The sequence below is a fragment of the Pseudomonas reinekei genome (genome assembly GCF_001945365.1).
Taxonomy (GTDB): domain Bacteria; phylum Pseudomonadota; class Gammaproteobacteria; order Pseudomonadales; family Pseudomonadaceae; genus Aquipseudomonas; species Aquipseudomonas reinekei.
Genome location: NZ_MSTQ01000003.1, coordinates 208,601 through 222,870, shown reverse-complemented (window position 1 = coordinate 222,870; position 14,270 = coordinate 208,601). Strand labels below are relative to the sequence as shown.

12 protein-coding genes are annotated in these 14,270 nt (G+C 60.2%); 4 read left to right on the top strand and 8 right to left on the bottom strand.

The features are described 5' to 3' along the window. Positions 1 to 7 precede the first annotated feature (7 nt). The 7 genes from BVK86_RS05720 to BVK86_RS05690 all read right to left on the bottom strand — a co-directional run bounded on the left by BVK86_RS05720 (position 8) and on the right by BVK86_RS05690 (position 8,525). Positions 8 to 1,072 carry an imelysin family protein gene (locus BVK86_RS05720; protein WP_075945507.1) on the bottom strand — a complete coding sequence of 355 codons (1,065 nt, stop codon included), beginning with the start codon at positions 1,070 to 1,072 and terminating at the stop codon, positions 8 to 10. 27 nt (positions 1,073 to 1,099) lie between these two features. Next, the gene (locus BVK86_RS05715) at positions 1,100 to 2,527 is read right to left on the bottom strand and encodes a di-heme oxidoreductase family protein (RefSeq protein ID WP_075945506.1); all 1,428 of its coding nucleotides are present in this window, start codon (positions 2,525 to 2,527) and stop codon (positions 1,100 to 1,102) included. Between the two features lie 268 nt (positions 2,528 to 2,795). Then, positions 2,796 to 4,148 carry an imelysin family protein gene (locus BVK86_RS05710; protein ID WP_075945505.1) on the bottom strand — a complete coding sequence of 451 codons (1,353 nt, stop codon included), beginning with the start codon at positions 4,146 to 4,148 and terminating at the stop codon, positions 2,796 to 2,798. A gap of 167 nt (positions 4,149 to 4,315) precedes the next feature. Next, positions 4,316 to 6,367 (bottom strand): putative bifunctional diguanylate cyclase/phosphodiesterase, encoded by a 2,052-nt coding sequence (locus BVK86_RS05705; RefSeq protein WP_075945504.1) that lies wholly within the window; start codon positions 6,365 to 6,367, stop codon positions 4,316 to 4,318. Positions 6,368 to 6,741: 374 nt separating this feature from the next. After that, entirely contained in the window at positions 6,742 to 7,338 is a 597-nt protein-coding gene (locus BVK86_RS05700) for a superoxide dismutase (RefSeq protein ID WP_007918933.1), read from the bottom strand. A gap of 177 nt (positions 7,339 to 7,515) precedes the next feature. Then, entirely contained in the window at positions 7,516 to 8,118 is a 603-nt protein-coding gene (locus BVK86_RS05695) for a LysE/ArgO family amino acid transporter (RefSeq protein WP_075945503.1), read from the bottom strand. A gap of 5 nt (positions 8,119 to 8,123) precedes the next feature. Further along, positions 8,124 to 8,525, bottom strand: coding sequence for an ACT domain-containing protein (locus tag BVK86_RS05690; RefSeq protein WP_075945502.1), 402 nt, complete (start codon positions 8,523 to 8,525; stop codon positions 8,124 to 8,126). Positions 8,526 to 8,621: 96 nt separating this feature from the next. Here BVK86_RS05690 and BVK86_RS05685 point away from each other — a divergent pair, with 96 nt between their 5' ends. The 4 genes from BVK86_RS05685 (at position 8,622) to BVK86_RS05670 (ending at position 12,561) form a co-directional block, all read left to right on the top strand. Beyond that, positions 8,622 to 9,521 carry a LysR family transcriptional regulator ArgP gene (locus BVK86_RS05685; protein WP_075945501.1) on the top strand — a complete coding sequence of 300 codons (900 nt, stop codon included), beginning with the start codon at positions 8,622 to 8,624 and terminating at the stop codon, positions 9,519 to 9,521. A gap of 96 nt (positions 9,522 to 9,617) precedes the next feature. Next, the gene (locus tag BVK86_RS05680; RefSeq protein WP_075945500.1) at positions 9,618 to 10,610 is read left to right on the top strand and encodes an NAD-dependent epimerase/dehydratase family protein; all 993 of its coding nucleotides are present in this window, start codon (positions 9,618 to 9,620) and stop codon (positions 10,608 to 10,610) included. Positions 10,611 to 10,716: 106 nt separating this feature from the next. Next, positions 10,717 to 11,589, top strand: coding sequence for an ATPase (locus BVK86_RS05675; protein WP_075945499.1), 873 nt, complete (start codon positions 10,717 to 10,719; stop codon positions 11,587 to 11,589). Positions 11,590 to 11,712: 123 nt separating this feature from the next. Next, on the top strand, positions 11,713 to 12,561 hold the full coding sequence (locus BVK86_RS05670) for a cache domain-containing protein (RefSeq protein WP_075945498.1): 849 nt from the start codon (positions 11,713 to 11,715) through the stop codon (positions 12,559 to 12,561). 134 nt (positions 12,562 to 12,695) lie between these two features. On the opposite strand, the gene BVK86_RS05665 is transcribed toward BVK86_RS05670, so the two are convergent. Further along, positions 12,696 to 14,213, bottom strand: coding sequence for an MDR family MFS transporter (locus BVK86_RS05665; RefSeq protein WP_075945497.1), 1,518 nt, complete (start codon positions 14,211 to 14,213; stop codon positions 12,696 to 12,698). Positions 14,214 to 14,270: the final 57 nt, after the last annotated feature.

The following is a 14,270-nucleotide window of genomic DNA, read 5'->3' as shown; positions in this document are numbered from 1 at the left end:
GCCCTCATCAGTCACCGTCGTTGGCGTTGAAGCCCAGTTGGATGCCCAGCGCCTTGGCCAGTTCGCCTTCGTGCAGGCGATGGACAACGTTGAGGCTGTCGTAGATATCGTTGAGTTGCTGGCGACCGGCGTCATCGTTGAGCATTTCGGTCAGCGAGCGCTGGTTGCTGGCGAACAGTTTCAAGGAAGCGGCATAGGCGGCGTCGATCTTGTCGGCCAATGGCTTCTGATCGCTTGGCAGCAGGTTGCGCAGGCCTTTGTTGTCGACACCTTCCCAAACCGTTTTCGCCGCCGCGAGGCTTGCCTCAAGGCCGGCCAGGGAAGACTGGCTGCGCCATGCATCGGCCTGGAACGGCTGCGCAACACCCTTGCTCTGACGGCCCATCGGCGTGCCGAGCTTTTTCTTCAGGCTATCGAGTGCCGTGACTTGCACGCGCAGCAGATCGGCAATGGCTTCGTGGGAGTCGGCGTAGCGCTGGTTCGGGAACTTGCTCATTTGCGCGAGCATGCCGTCGGTGTTGTTCCAGCTTTTGAGAATCTCTTCGGCCAGTTGTTTCTGACGCTCGCCGATGGCGATCAGCAGCGGGCAATACTTGGCCTTCTGCTCGGCGTTGGCCACGTCAGGCTTGCTATCGAACAGGATGTATTCGTAGGCCGACAGGCCTTGTACCACGACGCTGGACTTGGCCAGTGCCGCCGCATCGATTTGCGGTTGTGCGGTGATCAGTTGCTCGACCTGGCGACCGACCAGGTTTTTTTTGTCTGGCCAGAATTGCACCTGCCATGCGCGATTGCCTTCGGCCAGCGGCCCGATCAGCAGGGGTTGCAGCTCTGCCCAGGCCTTTTGTGCGTGCAGGAAGTCGGCACGGGCGGTGTCCAGTGTCTCCTTGCCTTCGCAGTAGGCCAGCGCGCTGACGGCCAGTTGGCGGTCGGCTTCTACCCAGCGGGTGTACGTCGGCAGGATCACCGATTTGGCGATGGCTGCCGACGTGACCGCTTGCGGGTCTTGAGGCGAACAGGCGCCCAACGCTAGCGCGGCAAGGCTGGTGAACAACAATTTGGGACGAAACATGTCGGGCTCCCGCGGGTGGAATGGGTATTAAAGGGAATTCAAAAACGCCAGCAACGCAGCGCGCTGCTCGGCATTGAAAGACAGAACCTGTTGCCGCGCGGCGGACGCTTCGCCGCCGTGCCAGAGCACGGCTTCGAGCAGGTTGCGTGCGCGGCCGTCGTGCAGGAACTGGGTGTGGCCACTGACCGCTTGAGTCAAACCGATGCCCCACAACGGCGGCGTGCGCCAGTCGCGGCCACTGGCCTGGAACTCGCTGCGGTTGTCGGCCAGGCCGTCGCCCATGTCATGCAGCAGCAGATCGCTGTACGGGCGAATCACTTGATTGGCCAGTTCAGGTTCAGCGGCGTTGGCGGCGGTGGTGTACTTCGGTGTGTGGCAGGACTGACAACCCGCCTGGTAGAACAAGTTCTTGCCGGCCAGCACTTCAGGCGCGCTGACGTCGCGCCGCGCCGGTACGGCGAGGTTGCGTGAGTAGAACAGCACCAGACGCAGGATATTGTCGCTGACTTCCGGTTCGCCATCGGCGCCGTTGCCATTAGGCGCCTGTTTGCAGGCGACTTGTGCGTCGGTGCAGTCATCAAACGGTCTCAGGCGGGTGGTGAGGCCCATATCGCCTGAAAACGCGTGGACATTTTGTTGATTCAGATTCGGTTGCCCGGCCTTCCAGCCAAACCGCCCGAGAACGGTTTTTTGCTGAACGTCATCCCAGACCCGGTTCGGGCGTCCGGCGATACCCTCCTTTGCTTTGGCCTGGGCCTCGGCATTGGCCAGGATCGCCTCTTCGGGAATCGCTTCGAGCAAGCCCAAACCGATCATCGGCGGCGCGACCCGTGCCGAGAAACTGGTATCGGGGTGCATCGGCCCGTAATTCAGCTGGGTGATGGCCAGGCTCGGCTTGCGCAGCTCGACTTCGGTGCCGTCCTTGAAACTCACCTTCACCGGTGTGTAATCGACCCGCACCTTGCCCTCGGGCGCGACGCCGGGCACGGCCATGTCCTGAAACTGCCCGCCGTAGACGGGTTCCGGCACGACGCCCAGTTGCTCGATGACCTTGGCATAAGCCGGGGCATCGGGAATCGACAGGCGCACCAGCATCGATACGGCATTGGTGTCGTCGGGCTCGGGCGGGTGGCCGCGACCGTCCTTGATGTGGCAGCCCTGGCAGGCGTTGGTGTTGAACAGGGGGCCAAGGCCATCGCGGGCCGTGGTCGTCGACGGCGCGATCACCCAGGGATTGCGGAAGAAACTGTTGCCGACGCTGAAGTCCACGCGCCGTGAAGGCGGCAGGTTGGCGGAGGGCAGGGAAAATGCGTTTTGATCGGTCTTGCGCACGGTGGCGCCGCCGCCGGAGCGGGCCTCACCGGGTTCGGCTTCGGTAAACCGCGGGGCGTCATCGCAGGCACTCAGGCCCAGGGCCAGAAACAGTGCGGACAAGCGAAGAGGCAACGAGGGCATCAGAGATCCTGCAAGACGAGCCAAATAAAGGCGCAAAGTCTAACAGGGCAGTGGATTTTGAATAAGAGGAATTATCGTTTACTTTGAGGCAGGGCAGGGTTTTCACTTAGCCCTCTGTGCCGCCATCGCTGGCAAGCCAGCTCCCACAAGAATTACCTGACCTGTGAGCGCTGGCTTGCCAGCGATGAGGCCATGAGCATCATCGCAAACGACCGATATGAAAAAAGGCGACCCGAAGGTCGCCTTGTGTTCACTCAGCCAGCGTTGATCAGAATTCGTGATCAGCGTTGTCCGGGTTCAGGTCGCCGATGCCCAGTTTGCCGGCAGCCGCTTCGATCGAACCGGTCTGCTTGACCAGCGAAGCGATGGCGTCGCGGACGATCTGGTTGCCAGCGGTGTTGCCGGCAGCGATCAACTGATCGTAGTGCTCACCCTTGTTGGCGTGGTCGACGATGATCTGCATCTTGGCTTCGGTGGCAGCCAGGTCGGCTTTCAGCGCGGTGTCGGCAGCCGGGTCAGCTTTGGCGACCAGCGACGACAGACTGGCGCCGGTCATTTTGGTGCCATCGACGCGGGTGTATTCGCCCAGGTACACGTTACGAATGCCTTTGGCATCGTAGAACTGCGAATTGTGGGTGTTGTCGCTGAAGCAGTCGTGTTCGTCTTCCGGGGAGTTGGCTTCCAGGGATACCTTCATGCGCTCGCCCGCCAGTTCGCCGAGGGACAGGCTGCCCATGCCGAACAGCATTTTGCGCAGTCCGCTTTCAGCAGGTTCCGCTTCCAGGGTGGCGCGGTAGTTGTCGGCCACGTTCGGCTTCCAGTTTCCGACCATTTCTTCGAGGTCGCTGACCAGCAGTTGGGTCACGGCTTTCAGGTAAGCGCGGCGACGATCGTTATGACCGCCAGTGGCGCCGGTACCTTCCAGGTAGTCCGAAGCCGGACGGTTGCCGGCGCCAGGGCCGGTGCCGTTCAGGTCCTGGCCCCAGAGCAGGAATTCGATAGCGTGGTAGCCGGTGGCTACGTTTGCTTCGGAACCGCCCAGCTCGTTCAGGCTGGCCAGTTTTTCCGCAGTGATGTCCTTCACGTCGATTTTGTCTTCGCCGACCTGAACCTCAGTATTGGCGATGATGTTGGCGGTGGCACCCGGGTTACCCAGTGCGTGTTCGTAGGATTTGTCGACGTAGTCGATCAGGCCTTCGTCCAGCGGCCAGGCGTTCACCTGACCTTCCCAGTCGTCGATGATGGTGTTGCCGAAACGGAACACTTCGCTTTGCAGGTAAGGAACACGGGCAGCGATCCAGGCAGCCTTGGCGGCTTTCAGGGTGTCGGCGTTCGGTTTGGCGAGGAAGGCGTCGATGGCGGTTTGCAGGGTCTTGGCGGTGGATTCGGCATCGCTGTAAACGGCGAAAACCATGTCGGCGTAATGGGCGACAACGGCTTTGGCGGCGGCTTCGTCGACTTTACCGGCAACAGGTGCAGCGGCTGGAGCAGCCGGGGCAGCGGCGGTGCTGGCAGCCGGCGCAGGAGCGGCAGCTTTCTCTTTGTCTTTGCCTTCACCGCAACCGGCGAGGGAAATTGCGATGGCCAACAGACTGGCGGTAGCCAGAGGCATACGAATCATGGCGAACATCCTGCTTCGAGAGGGGGTGGTATAACGCGTCCAGCGCGCAAAACTGCGACATAATGCAAATCTTTCGCATTATCTGTAAAGGGTTGTGCTTGGAAATATTTCTTATTCACTGAGGGGGTGCGCTTCACCTTGCAGGAGCGAGCTTGCTCCTGCAGGGATTACAAAATGGCGGCATTACTGCGCTGGGCCTGCTTGAGGTAGGCACCCAATTCCCGCGCCGGTAGAGGCTTGCTGTAGTGGTAACCCTGACCTTCATGGCAGCCTTCGGAAATGATGTAAGCCTCTTGCTCGGCGGTTTCCACGCCTTCGGCAATCACCTGCATGCCCAGGCTCTTGCCCAGCTGGATGATGGCGCGAACGATGGTCGCGTCGTCATCGTCATCGAGCAGGTCCTGGACGAAGCTCTTGTCGATCTTGATCTTGTCCAGCGGCAGGCTTTTCAGATAGCTCAGCGATGAGTAGCCCGTACCGAAGTCGTCGATCGCGATCAGTGCACCGGAGCGGCGCAGGCTGAGCAAATGCTGGGCGGCGGTGCTGATGTCTTCCATCAGGCCGGTTTCGGTGACTTCCAGCTCAAGGCTGCGCGGTGGCAGGCGATACATCTGCAGCAAATTGTTCACCACCCTTGGCAACTCGGCGTGGTGCAACTGCACGGTGGACAGGTTGACGGCCATGCGCAGGTCACTGAAGCCCTGGTCATGCCAGTCGCGCAATTGCTTGCAGGCCTGGTCCAGCACCCACTCGCCGATGGCAATGATGGTGCCGTTCTGCTCGGCCAGCGGGATGAACAGGTCCGGCGGAACCAGTCCGTGTTCCGGATGTTGCCAGCGAATCAACGCTTCAACGCCCACCACGCGGTGATCGCGATAGCTGATCTGCGGCTGATAGACCAGGTAGAACTGTTCGCGGGCCAAGGCATCGCGCAGGTCTTTTTCCAGCTCGCGACGGCGGCGCATCTCGGTGTCGACGCTGGCGATATAAAACTGATAGCGATTGCGCGAGCGGGTCTTGGCCAGGGTCATGGTCTGCTCGGCTTTTTGTAGCAGCTTCTCGGTGCTGTCGCCATCCTCGGGGAACAACGTGATGCCAATGGTGGCGCGCAGGCGAATCTCCTGATGATCGAGGGCAAACGCCGCTTCCAGGTCATCAAGAATGCTTTGCGCCAATTCCGCGGCTTCGTAGGGTTGTTCGATATCGGCCTGCACCAGGGCGAACTGATCGCCGCCAAGGCGGGCGAGGGCGCCGAGGCGTCCGCTGTGCGCCCGCAGGCGGTCGGCCAGGGCCAGCAGCAACTGGTCGCCGGTCTGGTAGCTGAATTGTTCGTTGATGCCTTTGAAGTCATCCAGCCCGACACACAACACTGCGACCCGTCGTTGCAGCTTGCCCGCGTCGACGAGGATCTTGTCCAGTTGCGTTTGCAATTGCTGGCGATTCGGCAGGCCGGTGAGGAAATCGTACTGAGCCATGCGCAGCAGGCTGTTTTCCGCTTCATGGCGCAAATGGGTGTTGCGCTCGATGGACTCCAGCAACTGGTTGGCGGTGTTGATCCAGATCCCCAGTTCGTTTTTCTCGTGGCCCTTGAGCTGCGGAATCTTGTGTTCGCTGGGGCGATCGGGATTGATTTCGGTCAGGTGCTCGATGATCCGCGACAAAGGTTTGGTCAACAGCCAGTGATACACCAGGTACAGCACCAGCCCCATCGCCAGGGCGCGCAATACGCCGGAAATGAAAATGATCACCGAGCTGACGATAAAGCCCTGGCCATAAGTGGCCGTGTCGAGGGTGATGCTCAGGTCACCGTAATACTCGCTGTAGGGACCACGACCGACCAGTTGGGTGGTGAAGGTGCGTTCCTTGCCGAGTATCAGGTCGGTCAGCCAGCGGCTGTTGGAATGCTGCAGTTCGCGGGATTTTTGCGCGAGCATGGCTTCGTTGGGATGACCGATGGACGCCTGGCGTACGGCAGCGTCCTGAAACAGGCCTTCGATCACCTGCATGCCCATTTCCCGGTCCAGGCTGTAGACGGCCTGGGTCGAAGGGTCGCGGAACATGTCGAGGATGCGTTCGGCATCACCGGCAACGGCCTGGCGGGTCTTATAGGCATCGAACACGATCTGCGCGCAGCTCAAGACCACACCGACGATCAATGCCGACAGGAGCACGACCCGGAGCAACTTCACCGACAAGCTGTTCTTGAGTTCCAGCTTCAAAGGGTTATTCCTTGTTCCGTGCGGGTAGCATCAAGTTGCCATGAGTATTGGCAATCCCGTGATGGCAGTCAAAGGGACAATCATCCGTGAGGAATTTTGCCTGCAGCTTGGCCAATCGGCTGTGCGTGGATTATTTATCCGATAGGTACTGTGTCGGTAGTCGGGTCCTTCAACTTGAGGGGATAAGGAGATTTTTTCCTTTTGTTTGATGTTAGACGGCTGTGGCTCCGGGGCAAGGCGTTGGGCCTGGTTTCATCTGGGGCTTAGCTGTTGTTGTCAGCGTGCATATCCGTTTTTGGCCGACACCTCGCCCCACCACCGACTCACCCATAAAAAAACCCGGCATAAGCCGGGTTTTTTGACTGGCGTCTAGCTTAAGCGGTGAAGGTTTTGCCTTCGAACTGCTCAGCCACGAATTTCCAGTTGACCAGGTTCCAGAACGCTTCGACATACTTGGGACGAACGTTGCGGTAGTCGATGTAGTAAGCGTGTTCCCAGACGTCGCAGGTCAGCAGCGGGGTGTCGCCGCTGGTCAGCGGGTTGCCGGCGCCGATGGTGCTGGCCAGGGCCAGGGAACCGTCAGCCTTTTTCACCAGCCAGCCCCAACCGGAACCGAAGGTGCCGATGGACGTCTTGCTGAACTCTTCCTTGAACTTGTCGAACGAACCGAACGCTGCGTTGATGGCTTCAGCCAGTGCGCCGGTTGGTTGGCCGCCGGCGTTTGGCGCCAGGCAGTTCCAGTAAAACGTGTGGTTCCACACTTGAGCGGCGTTGTTGAAGATACCGCCCGAGGAAGTCTTGACGATTTCTTCCAGAGTCTTGCCTTCGAACTCGGTGCCTGGCACCAGGTTGTTCAGGTTCACGACGTAGGTGTTGTGGTGCTTGTCGTGGTGATATTCCAGAGTTTCCTTGGAAATGTGCGGCTGCAGGGCATCGTGTGCGTAAGGCAGTGGCGGCAATTCGAAAGCCATGGTGAATCTCCTAATCAGGTCAGGTGCGGTGAGCGCAAGGCCGATCACGGGGCGGCCAGACAAGCGCCGGGGAGTTTGTACTCTTTGCGGCGCAGGTGTCGGATCATAGCACCGGGGGTGCGGCATAACCACGCAACAACTGTGTGGAATAGAGGTTCCAGAGCAGTTTGGAATAAATCAACCGGCCATGATCAGTTGTAGCGCTACCGCGAACATCATCACCGCCACCAACAGGTCGAGAATTCGCCAGGTGCCCGGTCTGGCCAGCCACGGAGCGAGCCACGCGGCACCCAGTGCCAATGTGAAAAACCATAGCAATGAAGCACTCGCCGCGCCCACCACATAGGCGCCGGGCTCGGTTTGTTGCGCGCCGAGGGAGCCGATCAGCAAGACGGTGTCCAGATAAACGTGCGGGTTGAGCAACGTGACCGCCAGGGCGCTGAGCATCACCGCGCGCAGCGAGCGCACGGTCTGGTTTTCGCCTTGTTGCAGGCTCTGCTTCGAGAAAGCCCGGCGCAGTGCCTGACTGCCGTACCACAACAAAAACACCGCGCCGCCCCAACGGGCAATCGCCAGCAAAGTCGGGTTCTGCGCCAGTACCGTCGCCAGCCCGAAAACCCCGGCCGCCACCAGTAATGCGTCGCAGGCCACGCACAGCGCGGCGACCGGCAAGTGATGTTCCCGGCGCAGGCTTTGCGCCAGGACAAACGCGTTCTGCGTCCCGATTGCCATGATCAGGCCGAAGGCCACCAGCAAGCCATTCATATAGCTTTGCCACATATCGATTACTCCCCGTTGGCAGCCAGGTCCCGCAGCACTTGCATGGCGCGGTCGGCGTCGGCCTGGCCGACGAACAAGTGGTCGTGGTAGTAACCGGCGACGACGTTGCAACTGATGCCGGCCTTGCCCAACGTGGTGGCAAACGCGGCCGTCAGGCCGACGGCTTCGAGGGCCGAGTGCACGTTCAGGGTGATCCAGGCCGCGACATAGTCGAAGCTGAAACCGGCCTGCTCGGCGTGGGAACGTTCGAGAATGACGGTCAGACCTTCCTGTTCACGGAAGCTGCCGATGATCTCCAGTCCTGTGGGCAACCGCCTGTCGCGCAAGGTGCAGAAGACGTATTCGCCGGCGTTGAGTTGCGGGCTCATGCTGCGCAGCAGCGTGGCCAATGAAGTTTCGCCAGCCATGTGGAGGGTTCCTGTTCAAGAAATCTTGCTGGTCATTCTCGGGCTTGACGCTGTATAAGAAAAACCAATATTGCTGATCACTCATTAGGAGAACTGATGTTCGACTATAAATTGCTTTCCGCTTTGGCAGCGGTGGTCGAGCAGGCTGGTTTTGAGCGGGCTGCGCAGGTCCTGGGATTGTCGCAATCGGCCATCTCACAGCGGATCAAACTGCTCGAAGCTCGAGTCGGCCAACCGGTGCTGGTGCGGGCCACGCCGCCGTCCCCGACCGAGATCGGTCGACGCTTGCTCAACCATGTGCAGCAGGTGCGCCTGCTTGAGCGGGATTTGCAAAGCCTGGTGCCGGCGCTGGACGAAGAAGGTTTGCCGGAGCGTTTGCGCATTGCCCTCAATGCCGACAGTCTGGCCACCTGGTGGGCGCAGGCGGTGGGGGATTTTTGCGCGCAACAACACGTGTTGCTGGACCTGATCGTCGAAGACCAGACCGTCGGCCTCAAGCGCATGCGTGCCGGTGAAGTGGCGGGATGCCTGTGTGCCAGCGAGCGGCCGGTGGCCGGCGCGCGCAGTGTTTTGCTGGGTGCGATGCGTTACCGCGCCCTGGCCAGCCCGGCGTTCATAGCCCGGCATTTTCCGCAGGGCGTACGGGCCGATCAGTTGGCTCGCACCCCGGCCCTGGTGTTTGGTCCTGACGACTTCCTGCAGCACCGGTATCTGGCGTCCCTTGGCGTCGATGGTGGATTTGAACACCATTTATGCCCATCGTCTGAAGGCTTTATCCGCCTGACCGAAGCCGGGCTCGGTTGGGGGCTGGTGCCGGAACTGCAGGTCCGCGAACAACTGGAGCGTGGTGTTTTGCTCGAACTTTTGCCAGATAAGCCGATCGATGTGCCGCTGTACTGGCATCATTGGCGTAATGGCGGTCAGTTGCTGGGGTTGCTGACTGATCAGTTGGTGCTGGCATCGAAGCAATGGCTGGTGCCCTTGGAGCAACCGTAAGCGTCAAGCTGCAAGCCGCAGGTGAAACGCTTGCGGACCGTTTTTAACTTGCAGCTTGCGGCTTGAAGCTCGCCTCTGCATTTGCTGGAGCAATACATGAAGATTCTGGTCACCGGCGCAAGCGGCTTCATTGGCGGGCGCTTTGCGCGTTTCGCCCTGGAGCAGGGGCTGGACGTGCGGGTCAACGGTCGCCGGGCCGAAGGTGTGGAACATCTGGTGCGCCGTGGCGCCGAGTTCATCCAGGGGGATTTGAGCGACCCGGAACTGACCCGGGCGCTGTGCTCCGACGTGGAGGCCGTGGTCCATTGCGCCGGCGCCGTCGGTGTGTGGGGACGCTATCAGGACTTTCACCAAGGCAATGTCCAGGTCACCGAGAATGTGGTCGAAGCCTGCCTGAAACAACGAGTGCGGCGTCTGGTGCATTTGTCGTCACCGTCTATCTACTTTGATGGCCGTGATCACTTGGGCCTGACCGAAGAACAGGTGCCCAAGCGCTTCAAGCATCCGTATGCCGCCACCAAATACCTGGCTGAACAAAAGGTTTTCGGCGCTCAGGAATTCGGCCTCGAAACCGTGGCCCTGCGCCCGCGTTTCGTGACCGGTGCCGGGGACATGAGCATCTTCCCGCGCCTGCTGAAAATGCAACGCAAGGGCCGTCTGGCGATTATTGGCAATGGTCTCAACGTGGCCGACTTCACCAGCGTGCAGAACCTCAATGAAGCGCTACTCAGCAGTTTGCTGGCCGGGGGCTCGGCCTTGGGCAAGGTGTACAACATCAGCAATGGCGCGCCGGTGCCGTTATGGGACGTGGTCAATTACGTCATGCGCAAAATGGAAGTCCCACAGGTTACGCGCTACCGTTCCTACGGTTTGGCCTACAGCGTTGCGGCGCTGAACGAAGGCGTGTGCAAGTTGTGGCCCGGGCGTCCCGAGCCGACCCTGTCGCGCCTGGGCATGCAAGTGATGAAGAAAAATTTCACCCTGGACATCAGTCGCGCGCGGCATTATCTGGATTACGACCCGAAGGTCAGTCTGTGGACGGCTCTGGATGAGTTCTGCGGCTGGTGGAAGGCTCAGGACTTTCACTGAAAAGCTGCCCACTGAACCCGGTCCCGGGTTGAGGGTCAATCGGTGCGGCGACGGAGGTTATACTCGCCGCATCAAGCCATCACCGCGTTTCACAAAGGTTGACTCAATGTCCATGCGTAACGATGCCAACGACGACTTCGATGATGTACCGAGCCTGCGTGCAGACGTCCTCGATGACGATTTTCCGCCGACCACCCGCACCGCCGTGCATTCGCGCACGCCGCCGGTGGTCAAGGTCAAGTCGGCGAGCACCGGCCCGTTGTGGGCACTGGTGGGCGCCTTGTTCTTTGCTTTCGCGGGCCTGGCCTGGTGGAGCTTTCAGCAGATTTCGCTGATGGAGCAGCAATTGGTGGCCACCCAGGAAAGTTTCGCGCGAATCAGTGAGGAAGCGGCGGGGCGCCTGCAGGACATTTCCGGCAAGGTGGTCGCCAGCCAGACCAACGTCACCAGCGACAGCGAAGCCTTGAAGCTGCAGATCAAACAGCTGGAAAGCAAGCTGCAGGATCAGAGCAAACAGCAACAAGGTGTGGTCGGTCAGACATCTGATCTGGATAAGCGTCTGGCGCAGATGACCGCGCAAACCACGGATCTGGACAAGCGCCTGGCGCAGGTCACCACTCAAAGCACTGAGCATCAAACCGTCAACACGCAGTTGCAGGCTCAGGTCAAAGTCCTGATCGGCGACGTGGCCGCGCTGAAGAGTGCTCCGCCAGACACGGAAAAATTCGACGCCCAGCTCAAAAGCCTGGGTGCCGACATCGTGGCCTTGAAGAAACAAGGCAACCCGAGTGCCGCCATCGAGCGCCTGGAGCAGGACATCGTCGTGCTCAAGAGCGAGCAGGACAATCGTCCGGCGGCGGCTCAAGGTGCGACCAATACCGCAGAGTTCGATGCTTTCCGCAGTCAGGTCACCCGCAACATCAACACCCTGCAAGCGCAGATCCAGAACCTGCAACAGCAATTGCGCGCCCGGCAGTAAGCCCGGATTCATTCCCGGACCGGCCGGGAATGATTTCCTTACACACTGCGATCCGCTGAATATTCGTACATGCCCCATTGCCGTCTACGCTCTTGAAACATCAACAAGAACGAGGGACGCGCAATGGGGTTTGTGCAAAGGTTCGCTGTGCTGTGCTTCATGCTTGTGCTGGGCCTCACCCAGGCGCAAGCGGCCGGAACTGAAAAGGACGACAGCAAGGCCGCGATCGCCTTGCTGGAAAAAGCCTTGGCCTATTACCACGACAATGGTGACAAAGCCTTCGCGGCCTTTAGCCGTCAGGGCGAATTCGTTGATAAAGACCGCTATGTCTTCGTCGTCGACACCAAGGGCGTGATGCTCGCCAGCGGCGGGCCGTCTTCGGCCTTGATTGGCCGGGATGTCTCGCAAACCCTTGAGCCGTCATTGCAAAAAGCGTTCAAGGACGCGCTCAAGGTGCCGGAAGGCAATGGCATTCAACAGGCGGAGTATCGCTGGCAGAACTGGTCCGACGGAAAGGTCGAGCGCAAGCACGTGTACTACCAGCGTGTCGGCCAGCGGATTCTCGCGGTGGGTTACTACTTGCCGCGGGCGTCAGCGGAACAGGCCATGGCCTTGCTGAACAAAGCGGCGACCGACCTGACCAAGGACGAGAAGGGCACGCTGACGGCGATCAATTCCCTCAAGGGCGGTTATCTGCAGGATGATTTGTATGTGTTTGTCGTCGATCTGGATACGAAGCGGTATGTCGCCCACGGCACTAACCTGCGTTTGATCAACACCGATTTCAGCAAGGTCAACGACCCGGAAGGCAAACCGGTGGGCGAGCCGATTCTGGCGCTGATCGCTAAACAGGATTATGGCGAGTACGAGTATCGCTGGAAGAACCCGGTGACCAGCAAAGTTGAGGACAAGCATGCCTATCTGAAGAAGGTCGGGCATTTTCTGGTGGCGGTGGGGTATTACAGCCCTTGAATCTTTTTGACTGTTGAACCGCTATCGCGAGCAGGCTCGCTCCTGCACCGGATCTCCAGCGAATGAAGATTTTGTGTACACCAGAGATCATTGCGGGAGCGAGCCTGCTCGTGATTGAAGGCGACCCGGTCTCCTTAACGAACCTTGTCTTCCCGCCCACGCAACAACATGTTCGGCATGGCAATCGCCGCCGCCAGCCCCAGCAGCGACACCGCTGCACTGACCATCAGCAAATGGCGGAAGGTCAGCAGCAGTTCTGCGCGCAAGATATCCTTCGCCTCTCCCGGTGCCGCGTTCAACCCGTCCAGCAGTACGTTGCCGGAATGACCTTCGGCAATCAGCGTCGAGCCAGCCAGGTGCGCAAAGCTTGAATCCTGCAGCAACGCCAGCAGCAGTGCCGACATCAACGCCACGCCCACGGCACCCCCCAACGAGCGAAACAGGTTGGTGGTGCTGGTTGCCACACCGATGTCTCGTTGTTCCACCGAATTTTGCGTGCCCACCAGCGAGGTCGGGAACTGCATGCCCGAGGCGATCCCGCTCAGCAGCATGAACAGGCTGCTCAGCACAAACGCCTGAGGCGGACTGAAGGCCATGCCCAGGATCGAGATCGGCATCAACGCGGCACCGGTGAGAATCATCGGTTTGTAGCGCCCGGTCACCGACGTCAGACGACCGGCGAAATACGCACCAATCGGCAAGCCCATGGCCAGTGGCAGCAGGTGCAGCGCGGCGCTGTCGGCCCCTGCGCCGGTGACGCTCTGGAAGCGCAGTGGCATCAGCACGATCAACGAGATCGCCTGGAAACTGGTGAAGAAAATCGTGCACCAGCACAGGATCGTATTGCGATTGGTGAACAGGTGCATGGGCAGCAACGGCTCTCGCGCCCGTCGTTCATGCAGCACAAACAACCCCAGTACTGCCACCGCGCAAGCCAGCAACCCCAAGACGTCGGCGCTGCGCCACGAATGCCCCTGGCCGACCTGGGTGATGCCCAGCAACAATGCCGTCAGGCCGATGATCATCAGCACGGTACCGAGGTAGTCGATGATGGGTTTACGTTGCGGAATCGGCAGGCCGACCAGCGTGCGATTGGCCACCAGCCAGGCGCCGAGGCCCAAGGGCAGATTGATCAGGAACACCCAGCGCCAGGACAGGTATTCGGTCATGTAACCGCCGAGCACGGGGCCGGCGACGCTGGCCACCGCGTACATGCTGCTGAAGTAACCCTGATAGCGACCGCGTTCGCGCGGCGGCACGATGTCGCCGATGATCGCCTGGCTGACCGAGATCATCCCGCCGGCGCCGATGCCCTGGAAAATTCGCGCCAGCACCAGTTGTTCCATGCTCTGGGCCATGCCGCAGAACAACGATGCCAGGGTGAACAGGCCCATGCCGAACAGCATCAGTTTGCGCCGCCCGTAGAGATCTCCGAGTTTGCCGTAGATCGGCACGGCCACGGTCATCGCCACCATGTAGCCGGAAATCACCCAGGCCAGCAGGCTGACATCCTTGAATTGCGCGGAAATGGCCGGCATCGACACGGCGACGATGGTCTGGTCCAGCGCACCGAGGAAAATCGCCAGCATCAGCGCGATCAGCACGCTGCGGATGGCCGGTTTGGGCGTTTCAGGCTGGTGAAGATTGGTCACGGGAAAACCTGCGGGCAGTGTTTGACCCGCAAAGGCATGGCGAGCGGGTAAGTGCTC

Bases quoted from the DNA above. Each gene is read 5' to 3' on its own strand.
- BVK86_RS05720 (WP_075945507.1), bottom strand. From the start codon at position 1,072: ATGTTTCGTCCCAAATTGTTGTTCACCAGCCTTGCCGCGCTAGCGTTG.
- BVK86_RS05675 (WP_075945499.1), top strand. From the start codon at position 10,717: ATGTCCATGCGTAACGATGCCAACGACGACTTCGATGATGTACCGAGC.
- BVK86_RS05700 (WP_007918933.1), bottom strand. From the start codon at position 7,338: ATGGCTTTCGAATTGCCGCCACTGCCTTACGCACACGATGCCCTGCAG.
- BVK86_RS05715 (WP_075945506.1), bottom strand. From the start codon at position 2,527: ATGCCCTCGTTGCCTCTTCGCTTGTCCGCACTGTTTCTGGCCCTGGGC.
- BVK86_RS05680 (WP_075945500.1), top strand. From the start codon at position 9,618: ATGAAGATTCTGGTCACCGGCGCAAGCGGCTTCATTGGCGGGCGCTTT.
- BVK86_RS05710 (WP_075945505.1), bottom strand. From the start codon at position 4,148: ATGATTCGTATGCCTCTGGCTACCGCCAGTCTGTTGGCCATCGCAATT.
- BVK86_RS05690 (WP_075945502.1), bottom strand. From the start codon at position 8,525: ATGGCTGGCGAAACTTCATTGGCCACGCTGCTGCGCAGCATGAGCCCG.
- BVK86_RS05685 (WP_075945501.1), top strand. From the start codon at position 8,622: ATGTTCGACTATAAATTGCTTTCCGCTTTGGCAGCGGTGGTCGAGCAG.
- BVK86_RS05670 (WP_075945498.1), top strand. From the start codon at position 11,713: ATGGGGTTTGTGCAAAGGTTCGCTGTGCTGTGCTTCATGCTTGTGCTG.
- BVK86_RS05695 (WP_075945503.1), bottom strand. From the start codon at position 8,118: ATGTGGCAAAGCTATATGAATGGCTTGCTGGTGGCCTTCGGCCTGATC.